Source organism: Streptomyces sp. bgisy159, assembly GCF_965341775.1.
GTDB lineage: Bacteria > Actinomycetota > Actinomycetes > Streptomycetales > Streptomycetaceae > Streptomyces.
Genome location: NZ_CBDQZH010000017.1, coordinates 80,253 through 97,600, shown reverse-complemented (window position 1 = coordinate 97,600; position 17,348 = coordinate 80,253). Strand labels below are relative to the sequence as shown.

20 protein-coding genes and 1 pseudogene are annotated in these 17,348 nt (G+C 72.0%); 10 read left to right on the top strand and 11 right to left on the bottom strand.

From position 1 onward, the window contains the following. Positions 1 to 14: 14 nt before the first annotated feature. The 4 genes from ACSLTV_RS18590 to ACSLTV_RS18575 all read right to left on the bottom strand — a co-directional run bounded on the left by ACSLTV_RS18590 (position 15) and on the right by ACSLTV_RS18575 (position 2,077). On the bottom strand, positions 15 to 803 hold the full coding sequence (locus tag ACSLTV_RS18590; protein WP_432136171.1) for an electron transfer flavoprotein subunit beta/FixA family protein: 789 nt from the start codon (positions 801 to 803) through the stop codon (positions 15 to 17). A 218-nt stretch (positions 804 to 1,021) separates the two neighbouring features. Beyond that, a complete protein-coding gene (locus ACSLTV_RS18585; protein WP_432157405.1) occupies positions 1,022 to 1,531 on the bottom strand; it encodes a flavin reductase family protein in 510 nt (169 codons plus the stop codon). A gap of 44 nt (positions 1,532 to 1,575) precedes the next feature. Beyond that, positions 1,576 to 1,656 (bottom strand): putative leader peptide, encoded by an 81-nt coding sequence (locus ACSLTV_RS18580; RefSeq protein WP_432136240.1) that lies wholly within the window; start codon positions 1,654 to 1,656, stop codon positions 1,576 to 1,578. Between the two features lie 94 nt (positions 1,657 to 1,750). Beyond that, entirely contained in the window at positions 1,751 to 2,077 is a 327-nt protein-coding gene (locus ACSLTV_RS18575) for a TlpA family protein disulfide reductase (RefSeq protein WP_432157406.1), read from the bottom strand. 218 nt (positions 2,078 to 2,295) lie between these two features. Here ACSLTV_RS18575 and ACSLTV_RS18570 point away from each other — a divergent pair, with 218 nt between their 5' ends. Further along, positions 2,296 to 3,024, top strand: a complete 729-nt coding sequence (locus ACSLTV_RS18570) for a lysophospholipid acyltransferase family protein (protein WP_435612495.1) — start codon at positions 2,296 to 2,298, stop codon at positions 3,022 to 3,024. Between the two features lie 423 nt (positions 3,025 to 3,447). Here ACSLTV_RS18570 and ACSLTV_RS18565 read toward each other — a convergent pair whose 3' ends face one another. The 4 genes from ACSLTV_RS18565 to ACSLTV_RS18550 all read right to left on the bottom strand — a co-directional run bounded on the left by ACSLTV_RS18565 (position 3,448) and on the right by ACSLTV_RS18550 (position 7,372). Continuing rightward, positions 3,448 to 4,041, bottom strand: coding sequence for a transglutaminase domain-containing protein (locus ACSLTV_RS18565; protein WP_435612494.1), 594 nt, complete (start codon positions 4,039 to 4,041; stop codon positions 3,448 to 3,450). A gap of 81 nt (positions 4,042 to 4,122) precedes the next feature. Then, a complete protein-coding gene (locus ACSLTV_RS18560; RefSeq protein WP_432157408.1) occupies positions 4,123 to 5,193 on the bottom strand; it encodes a threonine aldolase family protein in 1,071 nt (356 codons plus the stop codon). Next, positions 5,190 to 5,936 (bottom strand): SDR family NAD(P)-dependent oxidoreductase, encoded by a 747-nt coding sequence (locus ACSLTV_RS18555; protein WP_432136165.1) that lies wholly within the window; start codon positions 5,934 to 5,936, stop codon positions 5,190 to 5,192. Before ACSLTV_RS18555 ends, ACSLTV_RS18560 begins: the two co-directional genes overlap by 4 nt. Positions 5,937 to 5,974: 38 nt before the next feature. Continuing rightward, positions 5,975 to 7,372 carry a DUF6421 family protein gene (locus ACSLTV_RS18550; protein ID WP_432136164.1) on the bottom strand — a complete coding sequence of 466 codons (1,398 nt, stop codon included), beginning with the start codon at positions 7,370 to 7,372 and terminating at the stop codon, positions 5,975 to 5,977. A 256-nt stretch (positions 7,373 to 7,628) separates the two neighbouring features. Between ACSLTV_RS18550 and ACSLTV_RS18545 the strand changes: the two genes are divergently transcribed. Beyond that, positions 7,629 to 8,312 carry a glycerophosphodiester phosphodiesterase gene (locus tag ACSLTV_RS18545; protein ID WP_435612493.1) on the top strand — a complete coding sequence of 228 codons (684 nt, stop codon included), beginning with the start codon at positions 7,629 to 7,631 and terminating at the stop codon, positions 8,310 to 8,312. 3 nt (positions 8,313 to 8,315) lie between these two features. On the opposite strand, the gene ACSLTV_RS18540 is transcribed toward ACSLTV_RS18545, so the two are convergent. Further along, a complete protein-coding gene (locus tag ACSLTV_RS18540) occupies positions 8,316 to 8,873 on the bottom strand; it encodes a GNAT family N-acetyltransferase (RefSeq protein ID WP_432136162.1) in 558 nt (185 codons plus the stop codon). A gap of 73 nt (positions 8,874 to 8,946) precedes the next feature. On the opposite strand from ACSLTV_RS18540, the gene ACSLTV_RS18535 reads away from it, so the two are divergent. From ACSLTV_RS18535 to ACSLTV_RS18505, 7 genes and pseudogenes are all read left to right on the top strand, one after another. After that, positions 8,947 to 9,339 (top strand): VOC family protein, encoded by a 393-nt coding sequence (locus ACSLTV_RS18535; protein WP_432157410.1) that lies wholly within the window; start codon positions 8,947 to 8,949, stop codon positions 9,337 to 9,339. Positions 9,340 to 9,379: 40 nt separating this feature from the next. Further along, a pseudogene (locus tag ACSLTV_RS18530) lies at positions 9,380 to 9,795 on the top strand (aldo/keto reductase); the annotation flags it as partial. Between the two features lie 159 nt (positions 9,796 to 9,954). After that, positions 9,955 to 10,530: a DUF5134 domain-containing protein gene (locus ACSLTV_RS18525; protein WP_432157411.1), complete on the top strand. Its 576-nt coding sequence runs from the start codon at positions 9,955 to 9,957 to the stop codon at positions 10,528 to 10,530. 89 nt (positions 10,531 to 10,619) lie between these two features. Continuing rightward, positions 10,620 to 11,555, top strand: coding sequence for a M56 family metallopeptidase (locus tag ACSLTV_RS18520; protein WP_432136159.1), 936 nt, complete (start codon positions 10,620 to 10,622; stop codon positions 11,553 to 11,555). A gap of 123 nt (positions 11,556 to 11,678) precedes the next feature. After that, a complete protein-coding gene (locus ACSLTV_RS18515; protein ID WP_432136158.1) occupies positions 11,679 to 12,350 on the top strand; it encodes a phosphatase PAP2 family protein in 672 nt (223 codons plus the stop codon). A 337-nt stretch (positions 12,351 to 12,687) separates the two neighbouring features. Next, the gene (locus ACSLTV_RS18510; RefSeq protein ID WP_432136157.1) at positions 12,688 to 13,377 is read left to right on the top strand and encodes an HAD family hydrolase; all 690 of its coding nucleotides are present in this window, start codon (positions 12,688 to 12,690) and stop codon (positions 13,375 to 13,377) included. A 187-nt stretch (positions 13,378 to 13,564) separates the two neighbouring features. After that, positions 13,565 to 14,236, top strand: a complete 672-nt coding sequence (locus ACSLTV_RS18505) for a TetR/AcrR family transcriptional regulator (protein WP_432157413.1) — start codon at positions 13,565 to 13,567, stop codon at positions 14,234 to 14,236. Here ACSLTV_RS18505 and ACSLTV_RS18500 read toward each other — a convergent pair. Then, on the bottom strand, positions 14,224 to 15,726 hold the full coding sequence (locus ACSLTV_RS18500) for an LVIVD repeat-containing protein (RefSeq protein ID WP_432157414.1): 1,503 nt from the start codon (positions 15,724 to 15,726) through the stop codon (positions 14,224 to 14,226). The two genes, ACSLTV_RS18505 and ACSLTV_RS18500, sit on opposite strands and share 13 nt — an antisense overlap. Positions 15,727 to 15,906: 180 nt before the next feature. Here ACSLTV_RS18500 and ACSLTV_RS18495 point away from each other — a divergent pair, with 180 nt between their 5' ends. Beyond that, a complete protein-coding gene (locus ACSLTV_RS18495; RefSeq protein ID WP_432136154.1) occupies positions 15,907 to 16,617 on the top strand; it encodes a DUF305 domain-containing protein in 711 nt (236 codons plus the stop codon). 319 nt (positions 16,618 to 16,936) lie between these two features. Here the strand turns inward: ACSLTV_RS18495 and ACSLTV_RS18490 are convergent, their stop codons facing one another. Next, on the bottom strand, positions 16,937 to 17,290 hold the full coding sequence (locus ACSLTV_RS18490) for an ArsR/SmtB family transcription factor (RefSeq protein WP_432136153.1): 354 nt from the start codon (positions 17,288 to 17,290) through the stop codon (positions 16,937 to 16,939). Between the last annotated feature and the right edge of the window lie 58 nt (positions 17,291 to 17,348).

Sequence of the window (17,348 nt, the reverse complement as noted above, 5' to 3'; positions counted from 1 at the left end):
AGCGGTTGCGGGCCTCAGATGAACTTCTGGCTCGCGAGGAACTCAGCGAGCTGCTTGCCGCCCTCGCCCTCGTCCTTGACGATCGTGCCGGCCGTGCGGGCCGGGCGCTCGGCCGCGCCGTCGACCTTGGTCCAGGCGCCCTCCAGGCCGACCTCCTCGGCCTCGATGTCGAGGTCGGACAGGTCCCAGGACTCCACCGGCTTCTTCTTGGCGGCCATGATGCCCTTGAAGGACGGGTACCGGGCCTCACCGGACTGGTCGGTGACCGACACGACGGCCGGCAGCGACGCCTCCAGCTGCTCGGAGGCGGCGTCGCCGTCGCGGCGGCCCTTGACCGTGCCGTCCTCGACGGAGACCTCGGAGAGCAGCGTGACCTGAGGAACACCGAGGCGCTCGGCCACCAGGGCGGGGACGATGCCGCCGGTGCCGTCGGTGGAGGCCATGCCGGAGACGACCAGGTCGAACCCGGCCTTCTCGATGGCCTTGGCCAGAACCAGGGAGGTGCCGATGGCGTCGGTGCCGTGCAGGTCGTCGTCCTCGACGTGGATGGCCTTGTCGGCACCCATGGACAGCGCCTTGCGCAGGGCGTCCTTGGCGTCCTCGGGGCCGACCGTCAGGACGGTGACCTCGACGTCGTCGTCGGAGTTCTCGGAGATCTGCAGCGCCTGCTCGACCGCGTACTCGTCCAGCTCGGAGAGCAGGCCGTCCACGTCGTCCCGGTCGACGGTCAGGTCATCGGCGAAGTGCCGGTCGCCAGTGGCGTCGGGCACGTACTTCACAGTGACAACGATCCTCAAGCTCACGCCGGCTCTCCTACTGCATCGTCAGTTCTCGGCTGCCTACTTGCAGGCAGCATAGGCGCCTGAAGCGGCCGTTCCCGGTTCGGGGCGACCCACGCTCCGACCGAAATATTACTCGTCAGTACACCCAGTTCGTTCCCGCTAAGCAAGCGCTTTGAACTGTGACCTTTGCAACGCAGCGTAACCGGAACCCGACGACTTCGCAGGCCCGGCGCCCGTGATCAATCACGCAGCGCGGTGAAGGCACCCTGGTGGTAGAGCAGGGGCCGGCCGGCACCCGTGGGGTCACCCACGACCACTTCGGCCAGCACGATGCGGTGGTCGCCGGCCGGCACCCGGGCCACCACCCGGCACACCAGCCAGGCCAGCACGTCGTCGAGGACGGGGACCCCCTCGGGGCCCTCGCGCCAGGAGGTCGGCGGGCCGAAGCGGTCGGCGCCGCTGCGGGCGAAGGTGGCGGCCAGGTCCCGCTGGTGCTCGGAGAGTATGTGCACGCCCACGTGGTCCGCCCGGGACACGGCGGGCCAGCTGGAAGCGCGGGTCCCGATACCGAAGGAGAGCATCGGGGGGTCGGCGGAGACCGAGGTCAGCGAGGTGGCGGTGAAACCGGCCGGACCGCCGGCGCCGGGCGCGGTGATCACGGCGACTCCGGCCGCGTGCCGCCGGAAGACGGAGCGCAGGAGCTCCGGGGAGCCGAGCCGGGCGGTGCCGAGGTCGGGCAGGGCCGTCATGGAGTGGTCCTTCTGCGAGAGGTGACGTGGGTGTCCGGGGCTGCTCAACGGCCCGGACAGCACGCGCTCGCGGTACGGAGCAGGTCGACGTGGACCCGTCCGTGGAGAAGGAGTTCCTGACGCATACGGTCAGGCTGACGACAGGCAGCGTGTCCAGTCAAGTACGTACCGCGATGTGGGAGATGGCTCACTGACCGGCCGTACGCGCCCCGGAACCGCTCACAACGCCCGGCCGAGAGCCGCGATGACGTCCGCCTTGCGGGGCTGACCGGCGGCCCGCCGCACGATCCGGCCGGCGGCGTCGAGGACCAGCACCGTCGGCGTCCGTACGACGTCCAGCTCCCGGACCAGGTCGAGCCGGGCCTCCGCGTCGATCTCCAGGTGGGCCACGCCGGGCACCAGGCCGGCCACCTCGGCCAGCACCCGCCGCGTGGCCCGGCAGGGCGCGCAGAAGGCGGTGGAGAACTGTACGAGCGTGGCGCGCTCGCCGAGTTCGCCGCCCAGCCGGTCGGCTCCGAGCCGCCGGTCCTCGTCGTGCCCGCGCACACCCGCCTCCCACCTGGTCGCTCCTGCTTCCGTCGAGGATAGGAGGTCCCGGCACGGACGTGACGAGAATCTCGCCGCCCACGGGCACGAGGACTGGCTGTCCGGCCGTTGATGGGGCACGATCTGCGAAAGCCGTAAACCTACGGCTGCGTAACTTTCCGCGCCGGAGAGACCCCTCTTCCAGGCTGTGAGAGAAGAAGGAAGGGTCCGCCCCGCACATGGCAGAGCTTGTGTACCGTCCCGTCGTCGGTCTCGCGAAGACGATGTTCAAGATCTGGGACCTCAAGATCGACTGCACCGGGTCGGAGAACATCCCGCGCACGGGCGGGGCGGTGCTGGTCAGCAACCACATCAGCTACCTCGACTTCATCTTCGACGGTCTGGCCGCGCTCCCGCAGAAGCGCCTGGTGCGCTTCATGGCGAAGGAGTCGGTGTTCCGGCACCGGATCTCCGGCCCGCTGATGCGCGGCATGAAGCACATCCCCGTGGACCGCGGGCAGGGCGAGGCCGCCTACGCGCACGCCCTCGACTCGCTGCGGGCAGGCGAGATCGTCGGCGTCTTCCCGGAGGCCACGATCTCGCAGTCGTTCTGCCTGAAGAGCTTCAAGTCGGGTGCCGCCCGGCTCGCCCAGGAGGCCGGCGTCCCGCTGGTCCCGATGGCCCTGTGGGGCACCCAGCGGCTGTGGACCAAGGGCCACCCGCGCAACTTCCGGCGCAGCCACACCCCCATCACCATCCGGGTCGGCGAGGCGATCGAGGCGTCCAAGGACAAGTACGCGGGCGCCATCACCCGCCAGCTGCGCGAGCGCGTCCAGGAGCTGCTGGAAGCCGCGCAGCGCGCCTACCCGGTCCGCCCCAAGGGCCCGGAGGACACCTGGTGGATGCCCGCCCACCTGGGCGGGACCGCGCCGACTCCGGAGCAGGTCCGCCAGGCCGAGGCCGGCTGACCCCCTACGACGGTCCGCGCACGGCGGGCGACAGGGTCCGGGCGGTGAACCGGAGGCCGGCCGGGGCCTGACGCCGCCCGCGAACGACCGGCAGGCCGAACGCGCCACGGGGGCGAGGAATGCGGCGCCGAGTCGGTGAGCGGCAGCGGCAGCGGCGCGACCGTGGCGGTCGCGGCGGGCGGCGCCGGCACCACGACGCGCCGAGCAGCCGGTGCCCGCGCAGCACCGCCGCCCACAGACCGACCCGACCGGACGGGATCCGCCGCGCGCACCCGGGTCCCGGCGAAGCCCCGCACGGCCGCGGTGGGCACGCCTCACCGCGGCCCCCGTGGCGGGCCGGGAGCCCGGCCACGCGGTGGTGGCCACCCGCGCCGACGGCGGCCGGCGTCAGATGGCCGGCTTCCTCGGATCAGCGGGAGCCGCTCACCGGACCGGTGTGACGGCGCGCAGCGCGGTCGGCAGGGTCGCCCAGAGCTCCGGCAGGTCGGAGGCCGCCCGCAGGGCTCGCACGACGTCCGGGTGGGGGGCGGCGTACAGCTCGGGGTGGTCGCACTCGTCGGCGGCCGGGTCGGGAACGAAGGCCGGCCGCTCGCCGTCCAGGGAGAACTGCGCGTCGATCCCGGGTTTGTTGCCGCGCGGGTCCTGGCGGTGCCAGGACCCGCGGAAGCGTACGGCGACCAGGCCGTGGACCACGTCGAAGCTCTGGTAGCACAGCGCGGTCGGGATGTCCTCGGCCCGCAGCAGGGCGGCCAGCGCGTGGGCCTTGGCGTAGCAGATGCCGGTGCCCAGGGCGAGGACGTCGGAGGCGCGCCAGGTGACGCGCGGGTCGCCCGAGTCCTGGGAGTGGGGGATCGCGTCGCGGACGAACTCGAAGGCGCTCCGCGCATAGTCATACGAATCCGCCGCGCTCTTGGCGAGTCGCGAGGCTGTGTCACGGACCACCGGGTGGTGGTGGTCGATGACCTCGTCGGCGGCCAGATATGCGGATAGGTCAGGGTCCGTCTGGATCAGCTGCATGCCCCGAGAGCATAGGAAAGCGATCACCTGACAGTCAATGACTTTTCAGGTGACCGCATACCTATGCAGTGAGCTCGGCGACTACCGCGCCATCTCCTCCTTGAGGGCCGCGACGAACGCGTCCACGTCCTCCTCGGTCGTGTCGAACGCGCACATCCAGCGCACCACCCCGGCCGCCTCGTCCCAGAAGTAGAAGCGGAACCGCTTCTGCAGGCGCTCGCCGACCTCGTTCGGCAGCTTGGCGAAGACGCCGTTGGCCTGCACCGGGTACAGGACCTCCACCCCGTGCACCGCGCGGACGCCCTCCGCGAGGCGCTGGGCCATCTCGTTGGCGTGGCGGGCGTTGCGCAGCCAGAGGTCCTTGGCGAGCAGGGCCTCCAGCTGCACCGAGACGAAGCGCATCTTGGAGGCGAGCTGCATGGACAGCTTGCGCAGGTGCTTCATCCGGCGCACGGCGTCCTGGTTGATGACGACGACGGCCTCGCCGAACAGCGCGCCGTTCTTCGTCCCGCCCAGGGACAGGATGTCGACGCCGACCGCGTTGGTGAAGGTGCGCATGGGCACGTCCAGGGACGCCGCCGCGTTGGCTATCCGGGAGCCGTCGAGGTGGACCCTCATGCCGTGCGCGTGGGCGTGCTCGCAGATCGCGCGGATCTCGTCGGGCGTGTAGAGGGTGCCCAGCTCGGTGCTCTGGGTGATCGAGACGACCTGCGGCATCGCGCGGTGCTCGTCCTCGAAGCCCCACGCCTGCCGGTCGATCAGCTCGGGCGTGAGCTTGCCGTCCGGCGTGGGCACGGTGAGCAGCTTCAGGCCGCCCATCCGTTCGGGCGCGCCGCCCTCGTCCACGTTGATGTGGGCGCTCTCGGCACAGATCACCGCGCCCCAGCGGTCGGTGACCGCCTGGAGCGCGACGACGTTGGCCCCGGTGCCGTTGAAGACCGGGAAGGCCTCGGCGGTGGGGCCGAAGTGACCGCGGATGATCCGCTGGAGGTTCTCGGTGTAGTCGTCCTCGCCGTACGCCACCTGATGGCCGCCGTTGGCCAGGGCCAGGGCGGCCATCACCTCCGGGTGCGCTCCGGCGTAGTTGTCGCTGGCGAAACCGCGGACCTCCGGGTCGTGATGACGACGCGCGTCGGTCCTGGGAGGGTTCACGGCTTCTCGGTGAGCCACAGGCGCTGTCCGTTCACTTCGGCGGCGGGCTTGTCCCAGACACCCACGATGGCCTCGGCGAGGTCGTTGACGTCCGTGAAGCCCGCGAACTTCGCGTTGGGGCGGTCGGCGCGCATCGCGTCGTGCACCAACGCCTTCACCACCAGGATGGCAGCCGCCGACGTGGGCCCCTGCTCGCCCCCGGCCTTGCGGAAGTAGTCGGCCATGGCCAGTGTCCACGCCTCGGCGGCCGCCTTGCCGGCGGCGTAGGCGGCGTTGCCCGCGGTGGGCCTGGTCGCGCCCGCCGCGCTGATCAGGACGTACCGCCCGCGTTCGCTGCGCTGCAGCGCCTCGTGGAAGGCGAGCGAGGTGTGCTGCACCGTACGGATCAGCAGCAGCTCCAGGAAGTCCCAGTCGTCCAGACTGGTCTTGGTGAAGGTCTCGCTGCCGCGCCAGCCGCCGACGAGATGGACCAGGCCGTCGACGCGGCCGAACTCCTTCTCGGTGCGGTTGGCCCAGTCACGGGTCGCGTCCAGGTCGAGCAGGTCGACGGTCTCGCCGGTGACGGTCGCACCTCCCCGCGCGTACCGGGCCGCGTCCACGGCCTCCGACAGCCGCTCCGGGTCGTTGTCGGCGCCGACGACGGTCGCACCCGCCTCCGCCAGCCGCAGCAGTGCCGCCCGGCCGGCCGGACCGCCCGCGCCGGCAACCGCGATCACCGCACCGCTGAGAGCCCCGTTCCCCATGGTCTTCGCCTCCGTAGCAGTGTTCTGGACGGGGTCGCTCACGCGGCGGCCCGCTCGGCGCCGGCCGCGGTGATGCCCCGGGTAGAGGCGATCACATGCTTGAGCTTCTTGGCCAGCGCCTCATAGAACATGCTCAGCGGAAACTCGTCCGGAAGCACGTCATCGACGAGCTTGCGCGGCGGCTGGCTCAGGTCCAGGGCGTCCGGGCCCTTGGCCCACTTCGAGCCGGGGTGCGGCGCGAGGTACGTGGAGACCAGCTCGTAGCCCGCGAACCAGTGGACGAGCTTGGGCCGGTCGATGCCGTCCCGGTACAGCTTCTCGATCTCGCCGCACAGCTGGTTGGTGACCTCGGGGGCCCGCTGCCAGTCGATGTGCAGCTTGTTGTCGGTCCAGCGGACGACATCGTGCTTGTGCAGGTAGGCGAAGAGCAGCTGGCCGCCGAGTCCGTCGTAGTTGCGCCGGCGGTCGCCGGTGACCGGGAAGCGGAACATGCGGTCGAACAGCACGGCGTACTGCACGTCGCGGGCCTGCGGGACGCCGTCGGCCTGCAGCTTCACGGCCTCCTTGAAGGCGGTGAGGTCGCAGCGCAGCTCCTCCAGGCCGTACATCCAGAACGGCTGGCGCTGCTTGATCATGAAGGGGTCGAACGGGAGGTCGCCGTGGCTGTGGGTGCGGTCGTGGACCATGTCCCACAGGACGAAGGCCTCCTCGCAGCGCTTCTGGTCGTGGACCATGGCGGCGATGTCCTCGGGCAGGTCCAGGCCGAGGATGTCGACGGCGGCCTCGGTGACCCGGCGGAAGCGGGCCGCCTCGCGGTCGCAGAAGATGCCGCCCCAGGTGAAGCGCTCCGGCGCCTCGCGCACCGCGATGGTCTCCGGGAACAGCACGGCCGAGTTGGTGTCGTAGCCGGACGTGAAGTCCTCGAAGGTGATGCCGCAGAACAGCGGGTTGTCGTAGCGGGTGGACTCCAGCTCGGCCAGCCAGTCCGGCCACACCATGCGCAGCACGACCGCTTCGAGATTGCGGTCGGGGTTGCCGTTCTGGGTGTACATCGGGAAGACGACGAGGTGCTGCAGACCGTCGCGGCGGTCGGCGGCGGGCTGGAAGGCCAGCAGGGAGTCCAGGAAGTCGGGAACCTCGAAACCGCCCTCGGCCCAGGCCCGGAGGTCCTTGACCAGGGCCTGGTGGTAGTCGGCGTCGTGGGTGAGCAGCGGGGAGAGCTCCTCGACGGCCTCGGTCACCTCGCGTACGGCGGCCTCGGCGTCGGCGCGCTCGGGGGCACCGTCCGCGGTGAAGTCGATCGAGCCGTCCGTCGACTGCCAGGGCCTGATCCGCTCCACGGCATCCTTGAGCCGGGGCCAGGCCGGGTGCTCCACCACCCTGCTCACCGGAGGAACCTGCCCCTCCGTACCCGCCTGCACAAGAATTTCCGTCATGTCCCATCCTCCACGGGAGAAGCTGCCGTGGGGACACCGTAGGCACAGAAGGATGCCTACAGCAAGGGGGCCGTCAGTAAATCGTCCTGCTCAAACCCATGGTCACCGCAGTTTTTCCTGTCGGTCATCGGTCAGACGGCTACTTCCCCACCCCGGTGACGTGCATGCGAACTCCGGTGTACGAACGGGTACATGGCGTGCGAAGAGCACCAGGCCGCGGCTCCGGCCGCCGTCGTCCACCGGAAGCGAGGCGACCTTGAACTTCCTCACCATCGGTCATCGCGGGGTCATGGGCGTCGAGCCCGAGAACACCGTCCGCTCGTTCGTCGCCGCCGAGCAGGCCGGCCTCGACGTCATCGAACTAGATCTGCATCTGAGCAAGGACGGCGCGCTCGTCGTCATGCACGACGCGGACGTGGACCGCACGACCGACGGCACCGGGCCGATCTCCGAGCAGACCCTCGCCGAACTGCGCACCCTGGACGCGGGGCGCGGGGAGCGCGTACCGGTGTTCGAGGAGGTCCTGGACGCGGTGCGGGCACCGCTCCAGGCCGAGATCAAGGACGTGCGGGCGGCGCAGGCGCTGGCCGAGGTCATGCGCGCCCGGGACCTGGTCGACCGGGTGGAGGTGCTGTCCTTCCACGACGAGGCGCTCGCCGAGATCACCCGGCTGGTGCCGGGGGTACGCACGGCACTTGTGGGCAGCCGCTACAGCACGGACGTGGTGGACCGGGCCGCGGCGGTCGGCGCGGCCACGCTCGTCCTCAACATCCGGCGGCTCACCCTGGAGATCGTCGAGCTGGCCCGCAGACGGGACCTGCGCGTCTTCGGCTGGGTGGTGAACACCCAGGAACAGCTGCGGCTGGTGCGCGCACTGGGCCTGGACGGCGCCACCACCGACTACCCCGAGATCAAGCGCACCGGCCGCTTCACCGCGTGAGCGTCACACCAGGGACTTGACCAGCAGCTCGAACTGCAGGTCGGAGCGGAGCGGCACACCGAAGCGCTCGTCGCCGTACGGGAAGGGGGTCAGCTCCCCCGTACGGCGGTAGCCGCGCCGCTCGTACCAGGAGATGAGGTCCTCGCGCACCGAGATCACCGTCATGTGCACGGCCGTGACGCCCCAGGCCGCGCGGGCCTGCCGCTCCGCCTCGGCGAGGACGGTCCGGCCCAGGCCCTCGCCCTGCAGGGCAGGGCTGACCGCGAACATGCCGAAGTAGGCGTGGTCGTCGCGGTGCTCCAGCCGGCAGCAGGCGATGATCGCGCCTTCGCGTTCGAAGACCAGTAGCCGGTTGCCGGGCGTCCTGAGGACCTGTCGCACCTCCTCCGGGTCGGTGCGCTGCCCGTCCAGGATGTCCGCCTCGGTGGTCCAGCCGGTCCGGCTGGTCTCCCCGCGGTAGGCCGACTCGACCAACGCGACCAACGCGTCCACGTCGGCGTCGGTGGCGTCACGGAAGACGGGGGCGGTGGTGGAGGTGGAGGTGGAGGTGGCGCTGTCCATACGGCGTGTCTCCGGTCTTGGCGGTGCTGCTGGGGCACCGATGAGGGTAGCGCCGCCACTAGGGTGCGGATGCATGGTCCACGTACTGAGCAGCCGCGTCCTGCTGCGGCCCACCGACCCCGAGCGCTCCCGTGACTTCTACGGCCGTCGCCTCGGCCTCGCCGTCCACCGCGAGTTCGGCACGGGCCCGGAGCGCGGCACCGTGTACTTCCTGGGCGGCGGCTTCCTGGAGCTCTCCGGCCGCGCAGAAGCACCGCCGGACGGCTCGGTGCGGCTGTGGCTGCAGGTGGAGGACGCGGCGGCGGCCCACGAGGAGCTGTGCGCCGAGGGGGTGGACATCGTCCGGCCTCCGGTGAAGGAGCCGTGGGGGCTGGTGGAGATGTGGGTCGCGGACCCCGACGGCACGCCGATCGTGCTCGTGGAGGTCCCGGCGGACCATCCGCTCCGCTACCGGCCGGGTCTGTGACACCGGTCCCCGGCGCAGGTTTGCGCTGGAGCGCGCTCCAGCTCCTGGCGTCGTCGGCATGCAGTACCGCCGTGGCGAGACGCGCCGGCTGGGCGCGGACGCCGGGACCGACCCGCGAGAGGAGGCCGTGGTCACGGCGGTGCTGGAGATCGCGGAGCAGGCGGCTGGAGCCCGGCCCAGGTGGCGCCGGCCTGGTTGCTGCGGCGGCCGGGGAACATCGTGCCGATCGTCGGTGCCACCCTGCAGAGCCGGCTCGCCGACAACCTCGGCTGTCTCGACGTAGACCTGGACGCGGACGCCGTGGCCCGGCTGGACGAGGTGAGCGCGGTGCCGCTGGGCTTCCCGCACGACTTCGTACGCTTCCCGGAGGTCGTCGGGACCGTCTACGGCGACCGGTGGGCGGAGATCGACGACCGGCGCTCCACCCACCGGCGCACAGTGCGCGAGGTGCCCTGACGCCCCGGTCACGAAACACCGGACGGGCGGCGCCCACTCACCACCCCGCCTGCCGTGCTCCCGCGAGTGCTCCCGTACACCCCCTTGCGCTCGCGTGCGCTCCGCCCGCCCCGGGCATCGCATCCAGCGACGGGAACGCACTGCGGCGGGGAGGTAGGCGTGCACGGACCGACATCGCCCGGCTGGATGCTCGTGGCGCTGTGCGCGCTGACCGGGTCCTACTGTGTGCTGCGGATGCGCAGCAGGGTCCCGGAGCAGCGGCGCGCCGCGGGCGGGGAGGCTCTGATGGGCTTCGGCATGGCCGTGATGGCCGTGCCGGCCGCGGTGTTCCCGCAACCCGGATGGGCGTGGCCGGTCTACGCGGTGGTGTTCGGCGCGGCAGGGCTGAACGCGCTGTGGTCGGCCCGGACCGACGCCCACCACCTGCACCATCTGGTCGGCGCGGCGGCGATGGTCTACATGGCGGTGGTGATGGCCGCCGTGCCGGAGCAGGCCCACGGGCACGGACACGGGCACGGACACGGGGCCGGCGGCTCCGGGGTACCGCTGCTGACCGGCGCCCTGCTGCTGTACTTCGCCGCCTATGTGCTGGTGACGGGGGCCCGGCTGCTGCCGGCGGCGGCCGGCGGCGGTGGCGGGGGTGCCCCAGTGCGCTGGGGCGACCGGCCGGAACTGGCACGAGCCTGTCGGCTTTCGATGGGCATCGGCATGCTGGCGATGCTGCTCGCGATGTGAGGGTGCGCCGCCGGGCCCCTCGTGGTCTGTGTCACTTTGCCGTCCGCAGACGTACCGCCGGGCGGCGCGCCGCTCATAGGCTGCCGTTCATGATGTTGCCCGCGGTCCTGCTGCTGATCGGCGCGCTGACCGCCGTCGGGGCACCCCGGGTGCTGGCCCGGGCCGACTGGCCGGACCGGGAGCCGGTGGTCGCGCTGTGGGTGTGGCAGTGCGTGGTGGCGGCGGTGCTGGTGTGCTGCGCGCTGTCGATGACGTTGAGCGCGGCGGCCGCCTGGCAGGCGGTGCGCGGGCACGTGTTCGCGCCGGCGCCGGAATCGGTCGTGGAGGCCTACGCCCTAGGCGCGGCCGGTCCCTGGGCGGCGGCCACGGCTGTGGCGCTCGCCCTGGGCGGGCTGTGGAGCGGCGCGATGCTGGTGCGGGAGGTCGCGGGCGCCCGGCGCCGGAATCGCCGTGGACACGCCGAACTGCTGCTTCGGGCACCGCTGTTGCCCGGAGAGGAACCGGACGCCGGGCGGCTGGTGGTGCTGGAGGGTGAGCGGCCGGACGCCTGGTGGCTGCCCGGAGCCCCGCCCCGGCTGGTGGTGACCACGGCCGCGCTGCGCCGTCTCAAGGGACGTCAGCTGGACGCCGTACGGGCCCACGAGGAGGGTCACGCGCAGGCCCGGCACCACTGGCTGCTGCACTGCTCGGCCGCGCTGGCGGGCGGCTTTCCGCAAGTGCCGGTTTTCGCGGCGTTCCGGGGCGAGATGCACCGGCTGGTGGAGCTGGCCGCCGACGACATGGCCTCGCGCCGCCACGGCCGGCTGACGGTCGCGCTGGCGCTGGTCGAGCTCAACGAGGACCGGGGGGCGTTCGCCGCCTCCCCCGCCCCGCGGGGCCATCTGCCCGAGCGGGTGCATCGGCTGCTGACCCCACCGGACCGGCTGAGCGCGGTCCGGCGCATGGGGCTGGCGACGACCGCGGCGTTGGCGCCGGTGGTGCCGGTTCTGGTGACGTTCGCCCCGGCGCTGGGTGCTCTGCGGTAGATCCATCCCGAACGGCTGGGTGTTCTGCGTTTGATCTCGAACGGCTCGGTGTTCTGCGGGAGATCCCGAACGGCTGGGGCCCCGTGGTGGCCTCTCGGCCCATGAGTCGGCGAGGATCGCTGTATGCACAGCTCGTCCGTCGCCGCCCCGACCCGGCCGACCGGCCACCGTCCCGCCGCCCGCCTCGCCGTGCTCCTCGGCGTCTGCTCCGCGGTGCTGCTCTCGCTGGTGGCGGCCGCCTGGCGGCCACTGGTGGAGACGGACGGCGACATCAGCCGGACCACCCACCGCTGGGCCGTCGGCGAACCGGGCCTCACGCACGCGTGCCGGATCCTCACCGACTGGGTCTGGGACCCGGTCACCTTGCGTCTGCTGAGCGTGGCGGTGGCGGTGTGGCTGGTGTGGCGCCGGTCGGCCGTGTGGACGGCCGTCTGGCTCATGGCGGCCATCTGGGGCGGAACCCTCGTCCAGCAGGGTCTGAAGGCCGCCGTGGGCCGGGACCGCCCGGTCTGGCCGGACCCCGTCGACTCCGCCCACTACGCCGCCTTCCCCTCCGGCCACGCGATGACCGCCACAGTGGTCTGCGGCTTGCTGCTGTGGCTCCTGCGCCGCGGGGGCGCCGGGCGTTTGCTCTGGCGTACGGCGGTGGCGGCGGCGTCGGTCTCCGTGGTGGGCGTAGGCCTGACCCGGGTCTGGCTCGGCGTCCACTGGCCCTCGGACGTCGTCGGGGGCTGGCTGCTCGGCGCCACGCTGGTCGCCGGCGCGGTCGCGGCCCACCAGCGGTGGCGGCCGTGAACGCGCGCCACCGCCGGTTTGCGGCCTCCTCCGGCCCCGTCCCGCCTTGCGCTCTGCCCGCCCGGTCCCGCGCAGGGCCCTGCGCGTACGGCACGGCCGGGCCGTACGCCACGTCGCGGCCCCGGACGACCTTCTGCGTCCCGCCGTCCGCCGGAGCGAGCACGTGGCCCCCGCGGGCGGGAGCGAGGGACACACGGCCGAGGTGAGCAACCAGTCGGTGCGGGGCGCGGGACGGGGTGCGCGAGGCTCACATCGTGCGTGTGCTGTGCGACGGTGATCTCCCGCACGCCCGGCACTTCGCCCCCCGAGCACGATCACCGCTGCCTAGGATCGGTCCATGACGAGCGTTCTGTTCGATTTCTCGGGCACTCTGTTCCGTATCGAGTCCGCCGAGTCCTGGCTGCGCGCGACCCTGGGCGAGGCGGGGTACACGCTCCCGGCGGCCGAACTGGCCACCACCGCGCGGGCGCTGGAGGAGGCCGGGGCGCTGCCCGGCGGGGCCGCTCCGAGGTCCGTTCCCGAGGAGCTGGCCGAGGTCTGGCGTTCCCGGGACGAGAGCGCGGAGCTGCACCGGGCCGCGTACACGGGGCTCGCCCGGCAGGTCCCGCTGCCGGACCCGGCCCTGTACGAGGCGCTGTACGACCGGCACATGAGGCCGGCCGCGTGGACCGTGTACCCGGATGCCGTCGAGGTGCTCGGCGCGCTGCGCGAGCGCGGCGCGCGGGTGGGCGTGGTGAGCAACATCGGGTGGGACCTGCGCCCGGTGTTCCGCGCCCATGGCCTGGACCGGTACGTCGACGTGTATGTGCTGTCGTACGAGCACGGGGTGCAGAAGCCGCATCCGCGGCTGTTCTCGGCGGCCTGCGAGGCGCTGGGCGCCGATCCGCGCCGGACGCTGATGGTGGGTGACGACCGGCGGGCCGACGGCGGCGCGGCGGCGCTGGGGTGCGCGGTGCACTTCGTGGACCATCTGCCGGCGGCGGAGCGCCCGGACGGCCTGCGGCCGGTACTCGGCCTCGTGAGCTGAGAGGCGACCGCGCCGGCCTGCCACCCCTATGGAAAGTAGCCTGAGCGAACTTGAGGGGCGCAACGCGCCCGTCTCGGACGATCCCCCGCGTCGCCCGAGACGGACGGCAGTGCGGCCGGGCCCCGAAGGGCCGCACCGGAACGCGTTGAGTATATTGGCTGGCAGCCAATCAACGCAGGAGTCCAGGATGTCGCCTCGCAGCGCCTCGGTCAATGAAGAATTGCGGCGCCGTTCTCGCGAGCGGCTTCTGCAGGCGGCACTGGAGCTGGTCGGCGAGCGCGGGTACGAGGCCACCACGCTGGCCGACATCGCGGATCGGGCGGGCACCGCGCGCGGTCTGGTGTCGTACTACTTCCCCGGCAAACGCCAGTTGGTGCAGTCGGCCGTGCACCGTCTGATGCACCGCACACTGGAGGAGGCGCTGGAGCGGGAGCCGCGTACCGAGGACGGCGCGGAGCGGATGGCGCGGGCCATCGACGCGGTGCTGGGGCTGGCCCGGGACCGCACGGTGCTGATGCGCCAGCACATGGCGGGCCTGCTGGACAGCGAGGGGTTCGTCCAGTGCCCGGAGCAGCAGCGGCTGGCCGAGCTGCTGCGCGACACCGTGGCCCGGCACGGCTCGCCTGACGTGGCGACCGACTACCCGATGCTGCGTTCGCTGCTGATGGGCTCGGTCTTCGCGATGGTCCTGCCCAACGCGCCGATGCCGATCGCGGTCCTGCGCGCGGAACTGTTCCGGCGGTACCGGCTGGACTGGTCCCAGGGGGCCCCGCCGGACACCGAGGCGCCCGGCGGGAGGTGTGACACCGATCTGTCGCGCTTCTTCCAGACCGGCGGGCCGCCGGGTCAGCCGAAGTAGTCCGGCTGCGTCTGCACGTTGAGCTGGTGCAGGCGCACGCGCTGCGCCGGGTCGGTGCGGCGATCGGTCAGCTTCAGGACGTCGAGCCCCTTGGCGATGTCGTTGGAGTAGATGTAGCCGTTGTAGTAGTACGCCGACCAGGAGCCGCCCGTCACCAGCCGCTCGGTGCTCAGCGGGCCGCGCTCGAAGTAGGCGATCTCCCGGGGATGGGCCGAGTCGGTGAACTCCCAGACGGAGACGCCGCCCTGGTACCAGGCCTGCACCATGATGTCGCGGCCCTTGACCGGGATGAGCGAGCCGTTGTGGGCGACGCAGTTCTCGGTGTCGGCCTGGTGGCGCGGGATCTTGTAGTAGCCGCGGAAGACCAGTCTGCGGTGGTCGCCCCGCCCGACGATGTCGTAGATGCCGTCGGCTCCGTGGTCCGGGCCGACGGCCGCGTTGCAGGTGGCGCCGACGCCGCCGCCCAGCTCGTCGGTGAAAACGACCTTGTTCGCCTTCCGGTTGAACGTCGCGGAGTGCCAGAAGGCGAAGTTGACGTTGTCCTGCACTCGGTCGAGGACCTTGGGGCGCTCGGGGTCCGCGATGGAGAACAGGATGCCGTCGCCCATACAGGCGCCGGCGGCGAGGTCCTTGCCGGGCAGGACCGTGATGTCGTGGCAGCCGGTGGTCTTGGACACGCCGGGGTTGGTGGGCGCGCCCGGATTGCCGCCGCCGTCCGGGCCGTCACCCGGGAAGAGGACCGGGAAGCCCACCACGGCGGCTCTCTCGGGCGCCTTGCGCGGCACCTTGATGACGGAGATGCCGTCGTGCGGCGGCCGGCAGTCGGGGTAGGCGGCGTCGGGCGAGTACGAGGAGACGTAGATGTAGACGCTGTCCCGCTCGGGCACCAGCGTGTGGGTGTGTGAGCCGCAGGCGGTCTCGACGGCGGCGACGTAGCGGGGGTTGGCCTTGTCGGTGATGTCGAAGACCTTCATGCCCTCCCAGGAGGACTTCTCGGTCGCGGGCTGGGTGGTGCTGTTGCAACTGCTGTCGCTGCGTGAGGAGTCGGTGGACAGGAAGAGCAGGTTGCCCGAGACGGACACGTCGTTCTGGGAACCGGGGCACAGCACCTGGGCGACGGTCCTCGGCGTCGCCGGGTCGCTGATGTCGAAGACCCGGAAGCCGTCGTAGTTGCCGGCGAAGGCGTACCTGCCCTGGAAGGCGAGGTCCGAGTTGGTGCCGGCCAGCGCGTCCTTGGGGACGTTGGCGAGGTGTTCGATGTTGGCGGAGTGCACGATCTGGTCCTGGCCGGGGATCTCACCCGCCGCGATCGCCCGCGCCGTGCGAGCCTGTGTGCTGTTCGGCACCTGGTGTCCGGCGGCCGGGGCGTCTCCGGGGTCGGGGACGGCTCCCGCCGGGGCCGCGGTCAGCAGGGCGGCCAGGAGGCCGGCGGCGGCCGCCGCCGCGGCCAGGCGTCTGCGACGCGTTCGGGGATCGTTCAACAGGGTCACTGTGTGTCCTCCCTCGTTGCCGTTCGCAGGGGAACGGTGCACGCTCCTCCGAGTATGGTCATGGTCATGCACAGGCCAACAGGGGCCACGTCCGGGCCGGGGACATTCCCGGCCACGGCGCTCCCGGGCCCGTGCGGGCTCGTCGACGGTTCTTCAACTCGCCTGTTTCAGGAGGTCGTTGTGCCGATCCGCCGTACATTCCCCCTCCGCACCGCCGCTGTTGTCGCCGCCTCGCTGATCCTCTCGGCACTGGCGGGGTGCGACGGGTCCGGCGACGCCGGGCGCCCCGCGGCCAGCGGGCCGTCGGTGATCGTGCCGGGCGGACCGGGCGAGGCCAACCGCACCCTGTCCGCCGAGGAGGCGAACCGGCGCCGGGCGGACGACGACACCCCGAACGCGGCGGACGTGGCGTACGTGCGGATGATGATCACACATCACCGGCAGGCTCTGGAGATGACCGAACTCGCCCCGGAGCACGCCGGGTCGGGCGACGTCGAACGGCTCGCCGCCCGGATCACCGCGGCCCAGGGGCCGGAGATCGAGGCGATGCGCGGCTGGCTGGCGGCCCACGGTCAGAGCGAGACCGAGGGCGCGCACGCACACGAGCACGGGAACGGGCAGGGGCAAGGGGAGGGGCAGGAGCAGGGCATGATGCCCGGCATGGCGAGCGAGGCCCAACTCACGCGGTTGCGCGGGGCCCGCGGGGCGGCGTTCGACGAGCTCTTCCTCACCCTGATGATCACTCACCACCAAGGAGCGGTCACCATGGCCACGGGCGTCAAGGCGCAGGGCAACAACGCGCTGGTGGAGGAGATGGCGGACGAGGTCGTCGCCCAGCAGACGAGCGAGATCGAACGGATGCGCAAGCTGCTCCGAGGGGCCACCGGCTGACGGGGCCGGCGGTCGCACGCAGCCGGGACGATGCGGAACGGGCACGCCGGGCGATACGGAAACGGGCACGCCAACCCGGGCTCTCGGGCAACGGTCCCGATCGGCGGTGCGCCCGGCGGCGGCGCGCCCGGCGGCGGCGCGCAGGGCGCCGTGATCAACGGCGGGCGTGACGCGCGGCCAGGAAGCCGGCGCGGCCCAACCGCATGATCACACCCCACACACGGACAGACACGCGTACCGGACGGCCGGGAACCCTCGACGGCAGGCATGATCGCCGCGGCGCCGCCCCGGCCGAGCCGACCGCTCACCCCCCAGGCGGTCAGCCGTCCCCCAGGCGGGTCGACTGCCGGTCGGCGGCGGCGAGCACGCCGTCCAGCAACCCGGGGAAGAGTACGTCAAGGTCACCCTTGCGCAGGCCGTTCATCTTGGCGGTCCCACGGTAGGTCTGCCGGATCACGCCGGCCTCACGCAGCACCCGGAAGTGGTGCGTGGTCGTCGACTTGGTGACCGGCAGCTCGAACTGCGAGCAGGTCAGCTCGTCGCCGCAGGCGGCGAGTTCACGGACGATCCGCAGCCGCATCGGGTCGGACAGCGCGTGCAGCACGGGCTCCAGCCGGATGTCCTCGCGCCGCGGATGCGGGAGGTCACGGCTGCTCACGGCGGGGGTGGTCACGATGGCTCCACTTCCTTCGGGACCCCCATTGTACGAGAGACGTCGTAGTTTGACACTC

What these genes read in the sequence shown, in the direction of transcription:
- ACSLTV_RS18570 (WP_435612495.1), top strand. Translation starts at nt 2,296, where the DNA reads ATGGCAGAGCTTGTGTACCGTCCCGTCGTCGGTCTCGCGAAGACGATG.
- ACSLTV_RS18540 (WP_432136162.1), bottom strand. Translation starts at nt 8,873, where the DNA reads ATGGACAGCGCCACCTCCACCTCCACCTCCACCACCGCCCCCGTCTTC.
- ACSLTV_RS18535 (WP_432157410.1), top strand. Translation starts at nt 8,947, where the DNA reads ATGGTCCACGTACTGAGCAGCCGCGTCCTGCTGCGGCCCACCGACCCC.
- ACSLTV_RS18550 (WP_432136164.1), bottom strand. Translation starts at nt 7,372, where the DNA reads ATGACGGAAATTCTTGTGCAGGCGGGTACGGAGGGGCAGGTTCCTCCG.
- ACSLTV_RS18505 (WP_432157413.1), top strand. Translation starts at nt 13,565, where the DNA reads ATGTCGCCTCGCAGCGCCTCGGTCAATGAAGAATTGCGGCGCCGTTCT.
- ACSLTV_RS18520 (WP_432136159.1), top strand. Translation starts at nt 10,620, where the DNA reads ATGATGTTGCCCGCGGTCCTGCTGCTGATCGGCGCGCTGACCGCCGTC.
- ACSLTV_RS18580 (WP_432136240.1), bottom strand. Translation starts at nt 1,656, where the DNA reads ATGCGTCAGGAACTCCTTCTCCACGGACGGGTCCACGTCGACCTGCTC.
- ACSLTV_RS18515 (WP_432136158.1), top strand. Translation starts at nt 11,679, where the DNA reads ATGCACAGCTCGTCCGTCGCCGCCCCGACCCGGCCGACCGGCCACCGT.
- ACSLTV_RS18510 (WP_432136157.1), top strand. Translation starts at nt 12,688, where the DNA reads ATGACGAGCGTTCTGTTCGATTTCTCGGGCACTCTGTTCCGTATCGAG.
- ACSLTV_RS18585 (WP_432157405.1), bottom strand. Translation starts at nt 1,531, where the DNA reads ATGACGGCCCTGCCCGACCTCGGCACCGCCCGGCTCGGCTCCCCGGAG.
- ACSLTV_RS18555 (WP_432136165.1), bottom strand. Translation starts at nt 5,936, where the DNA reads ATGGGGAACGGGGCTCTCAGCGGTGCGGTGATCGCGGTTGCCGGCGCG.
- ACSLTV_RS18565 (WP_435612494.1), bottom strand. Translation starts at nt 4,041, where the DNA reads ATGCAGCTGATCCAGACGGACCCTGACCTATCCGCATATCTGGCCGCC.